A 16,068-nucleotide genomic window follows, 5' to 3' on the forward strand; every position below is an offset into this window, starting at 1 on the left:
CGATGCTGGAATATAAAGCGATGTGGTATGGTCGCACGATCAGCATGGTCCCCAAAAACTATCCAAGCAGTCAACTTTGTCATGTATGCCAATGGCGCAACCCCGAAGTGAAAAATCTAAACTTGCGAGCATGGACCTGTTCAGGATGCGGCACGCACCATGACCGTGACCACAATGCCAGCATGAACATCTTGCAAGAAGGACTGCGTTTGTTGGCGAAGGCCAACTGAACTGCGGGAACCGCAGGGATCGCTTGCTCAAGAAGAGAAGGATGCTTCTCTGTTCGCAAGAATCCCCCACCACAGCGCCATTAGCGCAGGTGGTGGGAGTGTTCAATATCCTATGATATCAAATGTTAATAAAATCTTTATCTTTACCTTACTTCTTTTTAAACGTTATTCTTTATCCTTACAGAATGAAAGCGTAAGGAGGAAACGTAGATGAAGAAGTGGGTTTTTTTGCTTGTCATTCTTTTGCCGCTGGGGTGTGAAGCCATTCAACAGGAGCCGCAAGCCGCAAACGTGGAATACAGCAAGGCGGTCGACCAAGCTCAGGAGGCGGCTCCCCAAAAGAAGGCTCCAACGAAGACTCAAACAAAGGTTCAAACCATAAAAGTAACCAAAAACCAGATTTACCAAGGGAATCTGCTGCTGGTCAACAAGAAGTATCCGGTGCATGAAGAGGGCGTTACGGCCGATGTGGTCAACCTGTTTCGGGATAAGGAGCTGTCTCAGGGATACGTGGTGCTCGATAAGACGATCCGGCTGTCGCAAGGCGTGGCGCAAAAATTTCAAACGATGGTCAATGCCGCCTCCAAAGAAGGGGTGAGCAGTTTTATGATCAGCAGCGGTTACCGGGACAACAAAGAACAAAGCCGGCTGTATAAAAGTATGGGCGCCGATTATGCGCTGCCTGCAGGCTACAGTGAGCATAACTTAGGCTTATCCCTTGATATCGGATCGACGCAAACGGAGATGAACCGCGCCCCGGAAGGAAAATGGCTGCAAAAAAACGCTTGGGCTTACGGATTTATTTTGCGCTATCCCAAGGACAAGACGGAGATCACGGGCATTAAATACGAGCCGTGGCATTTTCGCTATGTCGGCTTGCCGCATAGTGCGATCATGCAGGAGAAAAACTTTACATTGGAGCAATATTTGGATTACCTGAAGGAACAAGAGACGGTTTCGACGACGGTAGAGGGCAAATCCTACGAAGTCTCGTATTATCCCGTGTCCGGTAATACGTCGATTCCAGTGCCGGTCGGTCGCCGTTATGAACTATCCGGAAACAATATGGACGGCGTCATAGTAACCTTGCTTCCTTGACCGGAAGTTCTGGTACAATGGAATCGTTAACTCTATGCAGAGGATGAATGCCATGAAGCGTATCACGATTTTGATCGCGGATGACGAGACGGCGATCGCCGATTTGATCGGCCTGCATTTGGCCAAAGAGGGCTACCAAGTGATTAAAGCAGCGGATGGGCAGGAAGCGATTCAGGCCGTTCAGACGCATTCGATCGATCTGGCGATTTTAGATATTATGATGCCCAAAGTAGACGGTTACGAAGTGACCCGGCAAATCCGGGAAACGAATCATATGCCGATCATTTTCCTGAGCGCGAAAACGTCCGACATGGATAAAATCGCAGGCCTGGTGAGGGGAGCGGACGATTATATGACCAAGCCGTTCAACCCGATGGAGCTGATCGCCCGCGTGAACGCCCAGCTGCGGCGTTCCAGACTGCTCAGCCAATCGTCGGCGGAGAACAAGCCCGTGCTGGAAACGGGAGGCTTGGCCATTTATCCCGATCAGCGCACGGTGACCTTATATGGCGAACCGGTCGAGCTGACGCCGAAAGAGTTCGATATCCTCTATCTGCTCGCCAGCTACCCGAAAAAAGTGTTCAGCGCGGAAAATATTTTTCAGCAGGTGTGGGGCGAAGACTACTATGAAGGCGGCAATACAGTGATGGTGCACATCCGGAAGCTGAGGAAAAAATTACAAGAGGATGACCGTAAACATAAGCTGATCAAAACGGTATGGGGGGTGGGATATACATTCAATGGCTAGCATGATGCGCACCTTCCGGTCCAAAATGATCCTGCTGCTCGGTTTAAGCATGCTGTTCGCGGGCACCATTACGTATTTGTTCTATAAAATCCTTCAGTTTTATTACCGAACGTTCGTGAAGTTTGAGGATCCGCTGGCTTACGTGCGCATGTTCATCAACATTGTCGGAGATATTAACTTCTTTTTGCTGTTTTTCATCCCGCTGGCGACATTGTTTTTCTTTGTCCTCACCAAGCCCTACGCCACCTATTTTAATGAAATTTCCAAGGGCATTCATCATCTGGCCAATGGCGATTTTAAGCAGCGCGTTTATATTTCCTCCCGCGACGAGTTCGAGGACATTGCGACGGACATCAATCTGGCGAGCGAAAAGCTGCAGCAGGCCGTCGAAAGAGGGGACTTTGCAGAAAGCAGCAAGGATCAGCTCGTCCTGAATTTGGCGCATGATTTGCGCACGCCGCTGACTTCGGTGATCGGCTATTTGGATTTTATTCTGAAGGACGAGCAGTTGACCAAGGAGCAGGTCAGACAGTATGCGGATATTGCTTTTCAAAAATCGCAGCGTCTGGAGAAGCTTGTGGACGAGCTGTTCGAGATTACGAGAATGAACTACGGCATGCTTGCTTTCGAAAAACAAACCATCGATCTCAGCGAGCTGCTCTTTCAGTTGAACGAGGAGCTGTATCCTGCTTTCGAGAAGCATCAATTGACGGCCCGGCTGCAGGTGGCTCCCGGTTTGTCGGTATCGGGCGACGGAGATCTGCTGGCGCGCGTCTTCGAGAATCTGCTGACCAATGCCATCCGTTACGGAAAAGACGGCAGGTTCGTGGATATGAACGCTTATTCCGAAGCGGAAGCGGTGGTGGTGCAAGTGATCAATTACGGAGTCCCGATCCAGCCCGATGAGCTGCCGCACATCTTCGATATGTTCTATACCGGCGACAAGGCGCGCACGTACCAAGAAGGAAGCACGGGCCTCGGCCTTTATATCACAAAGAACATTGTGATGCAGCATGACGGAACGGTGACCGCCCATAGCAGCACGAACCGTACCATCTTTGAAGTGCGTCTGCCGCAAACAAATTAAGAAAAACTTTAAGATTACCCTACTTCTTTTTAAACAGTATTTCCTATCCTAGGAGTGAAGGATAGGACTGAGCTGGGGATGAAGAAGCGGGGTTTTTTTGTTATCACGCACAGAAAGCGGGAGTGATCCGATGAACAACAGGAAAGCTGCCATGCAGCTCGGCCGTGACGGCCAAACGGCGGCGATTGCCGATTCATGCTGAAGCCAGGAATGAAACGCTGGACCCGGAGCGATGCGGCGGCGGCCCTGCTGTTTCTCGCACCCAGCGTCGCAGGCTTCGCGCTGTTCTACCTTATTCCGTTTGCTGCGGGGGTGTACGACTCCTTCCTGGATCGCCCGGTCGGGGGCCGGTTCGTGGGGCTGGCGAATTACGGCGAGCTGCTCGCGGGCGGTTCGTTTCGGAAAGCGGCGTCCAATACGTTCTATTTTACCGCGGTCAGCGTGCCGCTCATCGTGGGGCTGTCTTTAGGACTGGCGCTGCTGCTGAACCGGAAGATGTACATACGCAATATGCTGAGAACGGCTTACGTGCTGCCGCTTGTCGTCCCCGTCGCCTCGGTTGTTCTCATCTGGCAGATGCTGTTCGACTGGAACGGTTCGCTGAACGCGTGGCTCGGATATTTCGGGCTCGAACGTGTGGATTGGATGAAGACGGAGGCGGCCCGGCATGTGGTCATGGTCATTTATTTATGGAAAAACGTCGGCTACAACATGATTTTATTTCTGGCCGGGCTTCAGCAGATTCCAAGCGATTACTACGAGACCGCCCGGCTGGAAGGCGCCGGACGACTCCGGCAGTTCGTCGGCATTACGCTCGTTTATTTAACGCCGACGATGTTTTTCGTCGTCATCATGTCCATCACCGGCTCGTTTAAAATATTCCGGGAGACGTACTTGATCGCGGGCGATTATCCGCACGATAGCATCTATACGCTGCAGCACTATATGAACAATATGTTCATGACGCTCGAGCTGCAGAAATTGACTGCGGCGGCGACATTGATGGCGGGCTGCATTCTGCTTGTAGTTTTCGCGTTGTTTGCGCTGGAGCGCCGTTTCCGGCAGTTCATGGAATAGCGGGAGGTGATTCGGCTGCGAAGTTCAAGAGCCTGGCAAAAAGGAGCGTTAACGGCCGTCATGGCCGTCATCGCGGCGGTACTTCTAATGCCCATCGTGATTACTTTCACAAACTCGCTGATGACCGAATGGGAAATCGGCAGCAATTACGGACTGATCGGGAAAATGAACGACGCTGCCGCAGGGAACGCGAACCGGTTTGTGAATTTAAAGCTGCTGCCGAATCTGGCGTCGCTGGAGCAGTATGCGAGCGTGCTGGTCCTCGATGCAAGCTTTCTGAGGATGTTCTGGAATTCGGTCTTCCTGGTAGTGCCGATCATTGCGGGACAGACCGTCGTCGGCGCGCTGGCGGCCTATGCCTTCGCCAAGCTGCGTTTTCGGGGCCGGGATGCGCTGTTTCTCGTCTATGTCATGACGATGCTTATGCCGTTCCAAGTGACACTGGTGCCCAACTATATGATGGCCGATAAGCTGGGGCTGCTGAACAGTCCGTCTGCGATCATATGGCCCGGCGTGTTCGCGGCATTCGGCGTATTCATGCTCAGGCAGTTCGCGCTGCATATTCCGTTTTCCTATATCGAGGCGGCCAAGATGGACGGGGCCGGGCATGTACGGATTTTCAGCGAGATCATTGTCCCGATGCTCAAGCCGGGGCTGGGGGCGCTCGTTGTTCTGCTGTTCGCGGATTATTGGAACATGGTGGAGCAGCCGCTTGTTTTTCTGGACGATTCGCTCAAGCAGCCGCTGTCGGTTTATTTATCGAAAGTGCACGAAGGCGAACGGGGGATTGCTTTCGCCGCGTCCATGCTTTATATGACGCCGATGGTGCTGCTGTTTTTGTATGCGGAAACTTACTTCATCGAAGGCATCGAGCTGTCCGGCATCAAGGGGTAGCTTGTACGGTTAGGAGGCGGGGGACGCGGAAATGGGACCGAACGAAGAGCCCGTAGAACGTGGTCGCAAAAGAAAGCTTCGCGCGGTGTTCGGCAGCTTTATCGCGCTGCTCGTGCTGTTCACCTTATTCGGCAATACGCTGCAGTCGTTGACCTTGCCGAAGGTCAGAACGGAGAAGCCGACGCGCGAGGGCTTGGTCTATACGCTTGAAGGAAGCGGGAACCTGAAGCCGGTCGCGGAGGCCAAGCTAACGAATCCCGGCGGCTGGAAGGTCAAAGCGGTTCACGTGAAGGAAGGGGACCGGGTGGCGAAGGGGCAGCCGCTTGTCACCTATGACAGCTCGTCCGCCGAGCGGGAACTGCAGGATGAAAAGGCGCAACTGGAAAAGCAGCAAATCGAGCTGCAAAATACCCAGGACCGCTTCATCGTATCGGCACAGGAAGCGGACGAGATGAAGAAGCGGAGCGTTAGCCGCGATCTGGAGAAGCAAAAAATCGATCTGGGCATCCAGGAACGCAAAATCAAGCAATTGGGCGACCGTCTGGCCAGCCAAAAAGAAATTCCCGCCCCGTTCGACGGGATGGTTACGAAATTGAATGCTGTCGTGGGCTTGGCTTCCGCGGGAGAGCCAGATGTTGTGATCACGAACGAAAGCCGGGGCTACCGGTTCGAATTTATCGCCGATGCGCCGCTGTTGACCAATCTGGGGATTTCCCTGGAGGACAAGGTGCAGGTCGAAGTTCAGGCTATAGGGGATCAGCAGCCGGCCATGCTGGAAGGTGCCATTCTGGAGTTGGCGGATGCCGAGCCGCGCACGGCGAGCTCGTCCGATAAAAAGGCCAATCAGACAGCTACGATCGCCCGGAAAGTGGTGCGCGTGAAGGTGGCGGCCTCCGAACTGAAAGGAGGTGAGCAGGCATGGGTCAAACTCACGAAGCGCTCGCAGCAAGAGGGGCTGTTGATTTCGAACGAGGCCATACATGAGGATCGCGCAGGCAAGTTCATCTATAAAGTGGAAGAACGGAAAGGCGCTTTGGGTGATGTGTTTATTGTGCGCAAGGTCCAAATTCGTGCCACGGAAACGAATGACAAAGTAACGAAGGTTCCGGAGGATGGCAGCGTGTACGAGGGCGATCTGATCATTCTGGAAAGCAGCGAGCCCTTGCAGGATGGCAATCGGGTGCGTTTGCAGTAGCCGCGCACGAATATAATCATTTGATGGAAGAGAGGAATCTACGATGAAAAAACGATTGGGGCTTGGATTCGCCTGCGTGATTCTTGCCACGACAACCGCATGCGGAAACGGCAATGAGACGACGGCAAGCAAGGAGCAGCCGAAATCGAAAGAGGGAAAGAAGGTCGTGACCTTATCTCTAAGAGAGCCGAACCCGTACTACGAGGCGGCTGCGAAGAAATTCAAGGAGAAGTATCCCGACATCGACGTGCAAATCCAGAGCTTCAAGCAACCGGGCGATGAGCGTGTCGATAACGAGAAATATATAAAAACGACGAACACGGCGCTGCTATCGGGAAAAGGCGCGGATATTATCGACGCGAGCGGCTTGCCCACCGACAAATATGTGAATCAAAAGCTTCTCCTGAACATGAGCGATATGCTGGACCAGGACAAAACGGTGAATAAAAGCAACTTGCAGATGAACGTTTTGGACGCGATGAAATTGAACGGCGGCTTGTATACGATTCCTGCCAGTTTCTTCTTGATGGCACTCGTAGGGGACGGGGACGTTCTGGAGAAGGCGAACGTAAAGGTCGACGACAAAAGCTGGAATTGGAAGCAATTCGAAGAGATAGGCCGAAAGCTGGTGCAGCAGACAGCGAGCGGCAAGGACCGCCGCAATTTCTTGGAGAGTAATCCGCCGGATTACATCCTGCAGGAAAGGGTGACGGACAGCTACGGACAATTGATCGACCGCGCGACCCGGAAAGCCAAATTCGACTCCCCGGCGTTCACGGACATGCTGCGGCAAGTTAAAAAGCTGTATGACGACAAAATCATGATGGCCCAAGCGACGGATAACGAAAAGCCGCTGTTCTACACCGAGCGGATCTTCTCGCCGGCCGATTTTATCAAGGGCCCCTATGCGAAATTCTCCAATCCGATGCTGCTGCAAAAGCCGCATCCGGAAGGAAAAACCGGCGGAATCAAGATCGTTACCACCTCGGAGCTTGCGATACAAGCCAAATCCGAGGTCAAAGAGGAAGCATGGAAGTTTATGGCCTTCTTGCTATCCGAAGAAGTACAGTCTTCTCCCTACAAGGACAGATTTTCCCTCTTGAAATCGGTGAACGAGAAGAAGCTGGACGAGCTTCAGAAGCAAACGAAAGGCGGAGCGTATAAGCTTGAGGATGGAAAAACGGCGAAGGTGTCGGAGGAGGATTTTGCCCGATTCAAGCAGTTCCTTCATACGGCCGATCGTTATGCTGAGGAGGATGGTAAAGTGTTTAACATCATCTATGAAGAGTCCGTAGCGTTCTTCAGCGGCCAGAAGTCCGCGGAGGAAGTCGCGAAGCTGATCCAGAACCGGACGACAACTTACTTGAACGAATAAGGAAACATCACGGCGGGAAGAGCCGACGTATGCCGCAACCGTAACGATTGCAGTCGCAGCAGCGGCAAAAAGCCGCTCCGCGTAATATAATGGATCAAGATGCGGAAAAGGAAGGACGGTATCTTTTGAGAAAATATATTATAGCTTCGATCGTCTGCGTATTCGTAGTGATTACCGTTGCGGCTTACGGGGCAAGCTCCTCTCTGGACTTTCTGACGTCCGAGAAATTCGTCATCAACGGGGCAGATAAAAGGTTGTCCGTGATCAACTATAACGGACACGCCTATGTCCCGCTGCGCTTCGTGGCGGAACAGATGGCTGCGGACATTGATTACCGAGAGGACGAGCGGACAACGTATATTCAGCAACAAAGCGTCAAATTTGACGAACGGACCTTGGTGCCCGTTCCCTACGTTGCCTATGAGAAGAAAACCGACAGTGGAATCGTCTGGATGCAGGAGATTCCGCTGCTTGATGGCAACGCATGTTGGACGGATTGCTTCCAACCCTACACGTGGCCCAGCCCGGCATCGGAAATGATCAAGCAAGCCGAATACCCTCCGGTGGCCGTGAAGCCGGAATCGGATATTGTCATTACATACCCGAAGGGCATGAAGCCCGAGATACTGGAGGTTACTATGGTGTCCGAATCGGATGCCAACAAAAAAGAGGGTAAGGCGGTGCCCTTGGACGGCGATCGGCTGCACTTACCCAAACAACCCGAACGCTACACGATCTCGATCTATGCCTACTGGAATAAAAACCAACAAGCAAGATTTATTTTTGCAGTCGATGTGAAATAGGGGGAAGATTGCGATTCCAGATTGCCTTATCGCGGGGCAATCTTTTTTTGCTTTGGGGGATCGAGGCCGTCTTCGCTAATCGCCAGAATCCCTTGGCCCTTCCCGATGGCCGCAGCCATATCGATCCGCCGACTTCCTAAGCAACTTACAGACTCTGGATGGTGAGACACCTAGTATTTCGGCTAATTTTTTTTGCGAAGCTTCCGGGTTTTTCTTCATTGCTTTATGCAATCGATTCAAGGCTGTGTCTTTGCTTTTAGCGGCGAATATCTGCTATGGTTTTTCTTGGGCGTATAAAATCCATCATAATTCATATCTTCCTTTTTATTAAATTTATGTAAGTGTCATTATAGCAAAGTATATATCACCTGACACTTAAATGGTTTTAAAATATTGACCCTTGTTCATTTCAACAGAACTTGAGTTAAACATAGTAAACAATTCGATAAAGTTCTACAAAGAACAGGTTGGAAAAGTGACATTAGTTGTGCTATATCCGCGGGTTGTGCAGCATTCCAAACATATGATGATGCAGGTGGTTACGATGGATTTTATCTGGCATCACTGCATAAAGATATAACCATTTTTGATAAAAAAATGTATACTATTAAAAGTAACGGCAACGAATCAATCGAGTGGACACATGGCTCTCAGGATGCAGGTGCCCGAGGGATTGGGTGGAAATGGCAAGACAGTGTTTATGTAACATTTGGATTGAATAAAATATATAACTCATGGCGTCAACTTGGATGGATGTACTTCAAATTTACCGATGGTGTTCCAACGGGGTCAACTGTAACATTTAAAGCAGAAACTTCACATACTTGGGATAACACTGCAGTAAATGGCTTCTCTTTTGCTCCATGGTCTATTGGTTTCCAGTGGACAACTGGATCGGACCATTGGGAAAAACCGGGGACCGTAAATAAAAGCTTCTAGGTAACCAAAGTAAACAAAAGACTGCTCTATTCGAGCGGTCTTTTGTTTACGAGTTTGACACAGGACTTAGGAATGTAAGCTTCAACTATAAAATCAAATTAAGGAGGGCACATGAATAAAAGAAGAACATGGATTATTTTGGGCCTTATAATCCTGAGCATTGTCACCATACTGTATTTAAAATTAAACAAGAACGATAAATTCGATATCATTTCCGCCTATGTTAACAATAACGTAACCTTTGACAAAGACTCTCTTCGGACATATCCGGAAGATAAATTTGAAGTTGTTTTCTGTACTGATAAAACGCAAAAAACTCACGTTTTTCTGCTAAAAAACAATAAAGTTCTTACTTCCACATCGTTTGTAAAAGCACCCTTGAATGAAAAGATGGTTGACTGGCAAATTTCTAAGAACCCGCAGTTAAATTATTTGCTACTATCCGGGAGATTGAACGATGCGATCGAATCTCTTGAGGTAAATGGAACTAAACCACAAGACCTAAAAATAATACAATATAATCATGAGAAAATGTTCTACAGTTTGTCGGAGGATATTAGAGAACCGATTGATATTCAAGCCAAAAATAAAGACGGGAATATCATTTATAAAACGCTGCCCTAGTAAAAAAGAGAAGGAAGGTTCCTTCTCCAGCTGTCGACAAAGCTACTGTTTTTCGAGCTTTTGAAATATCAAGTATATGAAAAGAAGAAGATCGCCCTATCCGGCCAGCTTGGCCAGGTGGTTGGCGATCTTTTTGACGTTTTGGCAGATGGCGGTCATGAGCGCTTGCTCTAAGACTTTTTTCTTGCCGCGCACGTCCGAAAACCTGTATATACAACTGTGAAAAATATTATTGACCGCCTTGTTAACATGGAATATAATAGCCGTATCTTGTATATACAGGTTTAAATAATGGTTGAGATTGGTCCAGTTGGATCATAACGCCATAACACCACTTCTTGCTATAAAGGATGATTGTTGTGGAGCTGTGCCATAAGCTTGAAAGCGACTGGTGGAAGAAAAGCGTTGTGTATCAGATTTATCCGAAAAGTTTTATGGACGCCGACGGAGACGGGATTGGGGATCTTCAAGGAATCATACAAAAGCTGGACTATTTGGCGGATTTGGGGGTGGACGTCTTATGGTTGACGCCGATTTACGAATCGCCGCAAAAAGATAACGGTTACGACATCAGCAACTACTACGCGATCGACGAGAGATACGGCAGCTTGGAGCAGTTCGATCTCCTGATCCGGGAAGCGCACAAACGAAGCCTTAAGATCATCATGGATATCGTTGTCAATCATACGTCAACCGAGCATGAATGGTTTAAGCGCTCGCGGCAATCCGTCGATAACGAATATCGGGATTACTATATTTGGAAAGCTCCGAAGGATAGCCGGGAGCCGAACAACTGGGAGTCCAAATTCGGCGGCTCTGCATGGAAGTATGACGAGAAGACGCAGCAATATTACTTGCATTTATACGATGAAACGCAAGCGGATCTCAATTGGGAGAATCCGGCGGTCCGAAAGAACGTTTGCGATATCATGCATTTCTGGCTTCAGCGGGGTGTACAGGGCTTCAGGCTCGATGTCATTAACGTGATTTCCAAGGATCAGGATTTTCCCGATGATGAGCTTGGAGACGGAAGAAGGTTTTATACCGACGGTCCCCGGGTTCACGAGTATATGCGGGAGCTGAACCGGGAAGTCTTTTCCAGGTACGATATGATGACCGTCGGCGAGATGTCGTCTACGACGATTGACCATTGTATCCGGTACACCCGTCCCGAGCGGCAGGAATTAAATATGGTATTTAACTTCCACCATCTCAAAGTGGATTATCCCGGGGGCAACAAGTGGGAGCTGGGCGAGTTTGACCTGCCGGGGCTGAAGAAAATTTTGTCCGATTGGCAGGTGGACATGCATCAAGGCGAAGGCTGGAACGCTCTGTTCTGGTGCAACCATGATCAGCCGAGAATTGTCAGCCGCTACGGCTGCGACGGGCGTTACCTTAAGGAATCCGCGAAAATGCTTGCGACCACCATCCACATGATGCAGGGAACGCCTTACATTTATCAGGGGGAAGAGATCGGCATGGCCGATCCCGGCTTCGATCACATTAGTGATTACCGGGACGTCGAAACCTTGAACATGTACAGGATGATGAGGGAGCAGGGAAAAAGCGAGCAAGAGGCCATGGAAATTATCCGCAGAAGATCGCGCGATAACTCGAGAACGCCGATGCAGTGGGACTCCGGTGCGAATGCGGGCTTTACGACCGGCCGTCCGTGGATTCGGGTCGCCCCAAGCAGCAGCCGGATCAATGTGGAGGCTTCACTGCGGGACCCTGATTCGGTATGGTTCCACTATAAGCAGCTGATTTCGTTAAGAAAGCAATTCGATATCATTACCTACGGCAGCTATGAACCGATCCTGTTGGATCACCCGGAACTTTTCGCTTATTTGAGAAAATATAACAATGAAACCTTGCTGGTGGTCAGCAACTTTACGGACAAGCAGCCGGTCTTCGAATGGACGGAAGCTTCGTGGAGCGGGACATCATGGCGGATCTTGCTGTCGAACTACAAGGATTCCAAGGCGCTGCCAGGCAATATGCGGCTTAGGCCGTACGAGTCGATAATTTATTATGGTTGGTGATGAATTTGGAAAACAAGTACCTGTCCATTTACCACGATCTGGTGAATAAGATCGAAAACAACGACATCAGGGCCAATGAGATGCTGCCTTCCGAAAACGAGCTTGTTACGGCTTACGAGACCTCCAGAGAGACCGTGAGGAAAGCGCTTAATTTGCTGTCGCAGAACGGCTATATTCAGAAGATTAAAGGAAAAGGCTCCATCGTACTGGAAACGAAGCGGTTTAATTTCCCGATTTCCGGTCTGGTCAGCTTTAAGGAGCTGGCGCAAAAAATGGGCCGGGAGCCCAAGACCATCGTTGAAGAGCTCACGGTGATCAAGCCGGATCTTTTTTTGACGACCCATCTGGATACTGATGAGGATGACGAGATCTGGAAGGTGATGCGGGTAAGGCAGATCGGCAGTGAGAGAATCATTTTGGATAAAGACTTTTTCAAGAAGAAATACGTCACCGACTTAACCATCAAAATATGCGAGGATTCCATCTATGAGTATATTGAGCATGGGCTGGGCTTGAAAATCGGATACGCGAAAAAAGTCATTTCCGTACAAGAAGCTACCGAAGAAGACCGTAACTATTTGGACCTTGGCGCCTATAATATGGTCGTTGTGGTGGAGAATTACGTTTGTCTGAACGATACGACGTTATTCCAATATACGGAGTCCCGACACAGGCCGGATAAATTCAAGTTTGTCGACTTTGCGAGAAGAATACACAACACGTAAAAACGGTGAAGCGGGTGATCGCACGATGCTGCAATCCTTGAAAAAGTACAGGCTGGAGCTTGTTTTTATTTTGCCTATGACCCTTTATATTTTCGGCTTTACGCTTCTGCCGATCTTCAAGACGATCATGCTGGGCTTTCAGGACAACCTGACGGGAGAATGGACGCTGAAGGTGTATGAGTCCGTCTTTCAAAAGCCCGACTTTCTCCGAGCCATTGTGAACACGGTCGGGGTGACGATCATCGGCTTAAGCATTCAAATGAGCTTGGGCCTGTTAGTAGCCATGGTTCTCAAACAAACGTTCAAGGGCAAGGGGCTTATCCGGTCGCTTGTCCTGATGCCTATGGGCATTCCGACGCTCGTATCGGGAGTCACCTTGCTGTATGTGTTCGGGACGCAAGGCTATTTGAACGAACTGCTCTACAGGCTCGGGCTCGTCACCGTGCCGGTCAACTGGACAAGCGGAAGCATCCGGAGTTTATTCGTCATCGCTTTCGCCGATACGTGGAAGGTGCTGCCTGTGGTGGTGCTTCTGCTGTTGGCGGGCTTGGAATCGATTTCGAAAGAGGTTTACGAAGCCGGCGGCATGGACGGCGCGACGAAATGGCAAATTTTCAGGCACGTCACGCTGCCGATCTTGAAACCGACCATTACGATGACCGTGCTGCTGCGGGCGATCGATCAATTCCGGATTTTCGAGCTCCCTCAAATTTTAGTTGGGAAAGCGGTTCCATTTCTTGCCACTTATGCCTACGAGGAGTACGCCTACAACAATTTAAGCGCGTCGGGAGCGGCTTCCACGATCCTGCTGATCCTCATCGTCTTGTTCGTCACGGTCTATCTGAAATATGTCGACAAAGGGGAGGGGTTCGGCCATGGTCGCTAAGGGATTATCCAGAGTGGGGCTGTATCTCGTCGTCCTGTTGATCAGCCTTGTCATGATTGCGCCCGTGTACATCCTGGTCAAAATATCGTTTAGCAACCCGCAGGAAGTGCTGACTCAGCACCCGACCTTTCTGATCCATGAAGTGACGTTCAAGCATTGGAAGCAGGTTTTTGAGTCCGGCAATTTATGGCCCCCGTTGCAGAAGAGCTTTACCGTTGCCACGTTGACCATGCTCGTTTCGCTTGCGATCGTCGTGCCTGCCTCTTATGCCATTTCCCGGTTGGGCAAGAAGGCGAAGTATGCTTATATGCTGTCGCTTTTTTTCACCAAAATGTTTCCGGTTGTCGGCATTGCGCTTCCCATATCAGTTATTTTCCTGAAATGGGATTTGCTTGATACGAGCTTGGGGCTTGTGCTGGCGCATTTGATCGGGCAGCTTCCGTTTATGGCTTGGATTCTCGTAGCTAATTTCGAGTCTATTCCGGTTGATCTGGAGGAAGCGGCCGCGATTGACGGGGCAACGCGGATGCAGACATTAATCAAGGTCATTCTGCCTGTTTCCATGCAGGGGATTGCCGTTTCGGCCATGTACGTATGGCTGAACTCGTGGAATGAATTCACTTATGCGCTTTACTTGTCCCTGTCCACCAAGACCATGCCTCTGCAAATTTATTATTACGTCGAGCGGGGCGGTTTTTTCCAGCAGGCGGCTTATGCCACGATTCTGGCGATCCCGGTTATTATCATTACCTTCGTGCTTCAGAGATATTTGAAATCGGATTATCTGGGGGGCGCCGTAAAAGGCTGACCCTTTCTTTGGATAACATAAAAGCCAATACCATCTGGGGGGAATTTCAACATGAATCGGTCTGTGAAGAAGCTATTGACGGTAGGTTTGGTTTCTACGATGACGGCTGGTGTGATTGCAGGGTGCGCGGACAAAGAAGGCAAGGAGAAGGGCGCGGCCGCACCGGCCGAAGCGAAAACGCTGCGGGTGACGATGGCGTTAAGCGAAGAAGAATGGGCTGTCATGCGCAGCGATGTTCTCCCCAAGTTTGAAAAAGCGAATAACGCGAAAGTAGAAGCGATTCAGGTTGAAGCGAAGGACGTCGTGAAGAAGCTGGAGGCGATGAAGCTGGCCGGAAAGGCCGAGATCGACCTCGTTGCGCAGGATGTCAACAATACGGCGGCTCTCGTGTCGAAGGGCTTGGTCGAAGACCTGAGCTCTTATAAAGCCCGAATTCCGCAGGAAGCGATCGGAAAGCTGGTAGAAGCGGGGGAATTCGAAGGCAAAACGTACTTCATGCCGTACCGGCCGAATGTGGAAATTAACTATTACAACGAAAATAAATTCCAGCAGTACGGATTGCAGCCCCCGAAAACCTGGGATGAATTGCTGAACGTGGCCAAGACGCTGAAGGAAAAGGAAGGCATCGGACGGCTGGCTTTGAAAATCAAGCTTTCGGGCGATGTTATCGAGATCGTCGAATTTATCCGGCAAGCCGGCGGCGACCCGTTGGTACTGAATGATGAGGGAACGATCAAAGCCTTTACGTTCCTGCAGCAGCTCTGGCCTTATTTATCCGAAGATACGCTGAAAGCCAGTTTCAGCGCGACGAACGGATTTTTGGCGAAGGAATCGGTGTATTATGCCCCGAACTGGCCGTTTGGCGTGAATGTGATTGTGAAGGACGGCGGGAAGAAAGAAATTAAAGCGTATTCCGGCTACAGCGGGCCGAAAGGAGCCGTAAAAACATTGGGCGGAGAAGTCATCGGCATTCCGGCAGGCTCTCCGAACAAGGAATTGGCCGTGAAGTTCATGGAATATCTGATGTCCAAAGAGGTTCAGGAACTGCTCATTTCCAAGCTTGGCTGGCCATCGTTCCGAAGCGACGTCTACGGGGTGGTGGAGGATTGGCAAAAACCGTATTTCGATGCGGCGCAAGAAGGCTTGAAAGTAGCCCAGCCTCTATCCAACGTTCCTTATTGGGCTGAAGTGAACAAGGCGATCAACGGGGCACTCAGCGAAGTCGTGATGGATAAGAAAGATGTGAAAGAAACGTTGAACAAATACGCGGCCTTGATTCAAAAAGCCAAGGCGGATTACGAGAAAAAATAACCGTCAGGGGGGATTCCCCCTTTCAGGCTGCTGGGAAGTCCAAGAAGTAGAAAATCTCATACAAATAGAGGTGGGGTATATCCCGTAAGAGTTTACGTCCGCCTTTGAAACCCGTGAAAACACCGCTAATTCTAATCAAGTTCACGGGTTTCAAGAGCGGCTGGAGGGATATACCCCACCGGCGTATGCAGAGAATTTCTGCGCGAAGCGGGCTTCTCAGCAAGCT

General features: G+C 50.1%; 16 protein-coding genes. 15 read left to right on the forward strand and 1 reads right to left on the reverse strand.

The genetic code is table 11. The annotated features are described in order from the left end of the window. From QJ48_RS35970 to QJ48_RS17115, 9 genes are all read left to right on the forward strand, one after another. Window positions 1–230, forward strand: a 230-nt coding sequence (locus QJ48_RS35970) for a zinc ribbon domain-containing protein (RefSeq protein WP_157261660.1), incomplete at its 5' end; no start/stop codon positions are given. A 210-nt stretch (window positions 231–440) separates the two neighbouring features. Continuing rightward, on the forward strand, window positions 441–1,328 hold the full coding sequence (vanY, locus tag QJ48_RS17080; RefSeq protein WP_054974761.1) for a VanY-A/VanY-F/VanY-M family D-Ala-D-Ala carboxypeptidase: 888 nt from the start codon (window positions 441–443) through the stop codon (window positions 1,326–1,328). 52 nt (window positions 1,329–1,380) lie between these two features. Then, window positions 1,381–2,076: a response regulator transcription factor gene (locus tag QJ48_RS17085; RefSeq protein ID WP_054974762.1), complete on the forward strand. Its 696-nt coding sequence runs from the start codon at window positions 1,381–1,383 to the stop codon at window positions 2,074–2,076. Next, window positions 2,069–3,163 (forward strand): cell wall metabolism sensor histidine kinase WalK, encoded by a 1,095-nt coding sequence (locus tag QJ48_RS17090; protein ID WP_054974763.1) that lies wholly within the window; start codon window positions 2,069–2,071, stop codon window positions 3,161–3,163. The genes QJ48_RS17085 and QJ48_RS17090 overlap by 8 nt, the downstream gene beginning before the upstream one ends. Window positions 3,164–3,373: 210 nt before the next feature. Continuing rightward, window positions 3,374–4,240, forward strand: a complete 867-nt coding sequence (locus tag QJ48_RS17095; protein ID WP_054974773.1) for a carbohydrate ABC transporter permease — start codon at window positions 3,374–3,376, stop codon at window positions 4,238–4,240. Window positions 4,241–4,300: 60 nt separating this feature from the next. Then, the gene (locus tag QJ48_RS17100; protein ID WP_054974764.1) at window positions 4,301–5,134 is read left to right on the forward strand and encodes a carbohydrate ABC transporter permease; all 834 of its coding nucleotides are present in this window, start codon (window positions 4,301–4,303) and stop codon (window positions 5,132–5,134) included. A 31-nt stretch (window positions 5,135–5,165) separates the two neighbouring features. Beyond that, window positions 5,166–6,329, forward strand: coding sequence for an efflux RND transporter periplasmic adaptor subunit (locus tag QJ48_RS17105; RefSeq protein WP_054974765.1), 1,164 nt, complete (start codon window positions 5,166–5,168; stop codon window positions 6,327–6,329). 43 nt (window positions 6,330–6,372) lie between these two features. Further along, a complete protein-coding gene (locus QJ48_RS17110) occupies window positions 6,373–7,704 on the forward strand; it encodes an ABC transporter substrate-binding protein (protein WP_054974766.1) in 1,332 nt (443 codons plus the stop codon). 125 nt (window positions 7,705–7,829) lie between these two features. Next, a complete protein-coding gene (locus QJ48_RS17115; protein ID WP_162238514.1) occupies window positions 7,830–8,507 on the forward strand; it encodes a stalk domain-containing protein in 678 nt (225 codons plus the stop codon). Between the two features lie 75 nt (window positions 8,508–8,582). Here the strand turns inward: QJ48_RS17115 and QJ48_RS39195 are convergent, their stop codons facing one another. After that, window positions 8,583–8,747, reverse strand: a complete 165-nt coding sequence (locus QJ48_RS39195; RefSeq protein WP_337589625.1) for a winged helix-turn-helix domain-containing protein — start codon at window positions 8,745–8,747, stop codon at window positions 8,583–8,585. A gap of 810 nt (window positions 8,748–9,557) precedes the next feature. On the opposite strand from QJ48_RS39195, the gene QJ48_RS17120 reads away from it, so the two are divergent. The 6 genes from QJ48_RS17120 to QJ48_RS17145 all read left to right on the forward strand — a co-directional run bounded on the left by QJ48_RS17120 (window position 9,558) and on the right by QJ48_RS17145 (window position 15,842). After that, window positions 9,558–10,070, forward strand: a complete 513-nt coding sequence (locus tag QJ48_RS17120) for a hypothetical protein (protein WP_054974767.1) — start codon at window positions 9,558–9,560, stop codon at window positions 10,068–10,070. A gap of 359 nt (window positions 10,071–10,429) precedes the next feature. Further along, window positions 10,430–12,112: an alpha,alpha-phosphotrehalase gene (gene treC, locus QJ48_RS17125; RefSeq protein ID WP_272948131.1), complete on the forward strand. Its 1,683-nt coding sequence runs from the start codon at window positions 10,430–10,432 to the stop codon at window positions 12,110–12,112. 5 nt (window positions 12,113–12,117) lie between these two features. Continuing rightward, entirely contained in the window at window positions 12,118–12,837 is a 720-nt protein-coding gene (treR, locus tag QJ48_RS17130; protein WP_193394457.1) for a trehalose operon repressor, read from the forward strand. Between the two features lie 25 nt (window positions 12,838–12,862). Continuing rightward, a complete protein-coding gene (locus QJ48_RS17135; RefSeq protein ID WP_054974770.1) occupies window positions 12,863–13,723 on the forward strand; it encodes a carbohydrate ABC transporter permease in 861 nt (286 codons plus the stop codon). Beyond that, entirely contained in the window at window positions 13,713–14,531 is an 819-nt protein-coding gene (locus QJ48_RS17140) for a carbohydrate ABC transporter permease (protein ID WP_054974771.1), read from the forward strand. Before QJ48_RS17135 ends, QJ48_RS17140 begins: the two co-directional genes overlap by 11 nt. Before the next feature lie 51 nt (window positions 14,532–14,582). Then, entirely contained in the window at window positions 14,583–15,842 is a 1,260-nt protein-coding gene (locus QJ48_RS17145; protein ID WP_054974772.1) for an extracellular solute-binding protein, read from the forward strand. Window positions 15,843–16,068: the final 226 nt, after the last annotated feature.

Source organism: Paenibacillus sp. A3 (assembly GCF_001399685.1).
In the GTDB taxonomy this organism is placed as follows: Bacteria; Bacillota; Bacilli; order Paenibacillales; family NBRC-103111; genus Paenibacillus_G.

Excerpts from the sequence above, each read along its gene's own strand:
- vanY (WP_054974761.1), top strand. The coding sequence starts at position 441 with ATGAAGAAGTGGGTTTTTTTGCTTGTCATTCTTTTGCCGCTGGGGTGT.
- QJ48_RS17085 (WP_054974762.1), top strand. The coding sequence starts at position 1,381 with ATGAAGCGTATCACGATTTTGATCGCGGATGACGAGACGGCGATCGCC.
- QJ48_RS17090 (WP_054974763.1), top strand. The coding sequence starts at position 2,069 with ATGGCTAGCATGATGCGCACCTTCCGGTCCAAAATGATCCTGCTGCTC.
- QJ48_RS17095 (WP_054974773.1), top strand. The coding sequence starts at position 3,374 with ATGAAACGCTGGACCCGGAGCGATGCGGCGGCGGCCCTGCTGTTTCTC.
- QJ48_RS17100 (WP_054974764.1), top strand. The coding sequence starts at position 4,301 with ATGGCCGTCATCGCGGCGGTACTTCTAATGCCCATCGTGATTACTTTC.
- QJ48_RS17105 (WP_054974765.1), top strand. The coding sequence starts at position 5,166 with ATGGGACCGAACGAAGAGCCCGTAGAACGTGGTCGCAAAAGAAAGCTT.
- QJ48_RS17110 (WP_054974766.1), top strand. The coding sequence starts at position 6,373 with ATGAAAAAACGATTGGGGCTTGGATTCGCCTGCGTGATTCTTGCCACG.
- QJ48_RS17120 (WP_054974767.1), top strand. The coding sequence starts at position 9,558 with ATGAATAAAAGAAGAACATGGATTATTTTGGGCCTTATAATCCTGAGC.
- QJ48_RS17135 (WP_054974770.1), top strand. The coding sequence starts at position 12,863 with ATGCTGCAATCCTTGAAAAAGTACAGGCTGGAGCTTGTTTTTATTTTG.
- QJ48_RS17140 (WP_054974771.1), top strand. The coding sequence starts at position 13,713 with ATGGTCGCTAAGGGATTATCCAGAGTGGGGCTGTATCTCGTCGTCCTG.
- QJ48_RS17145 (WP_054974772.1), top strand. The coding sequence starts at position 14,583 with ATGAATCGGTCTGTGAAGAAGCTATTGACGGTAGGTTTGGTTTCTACG.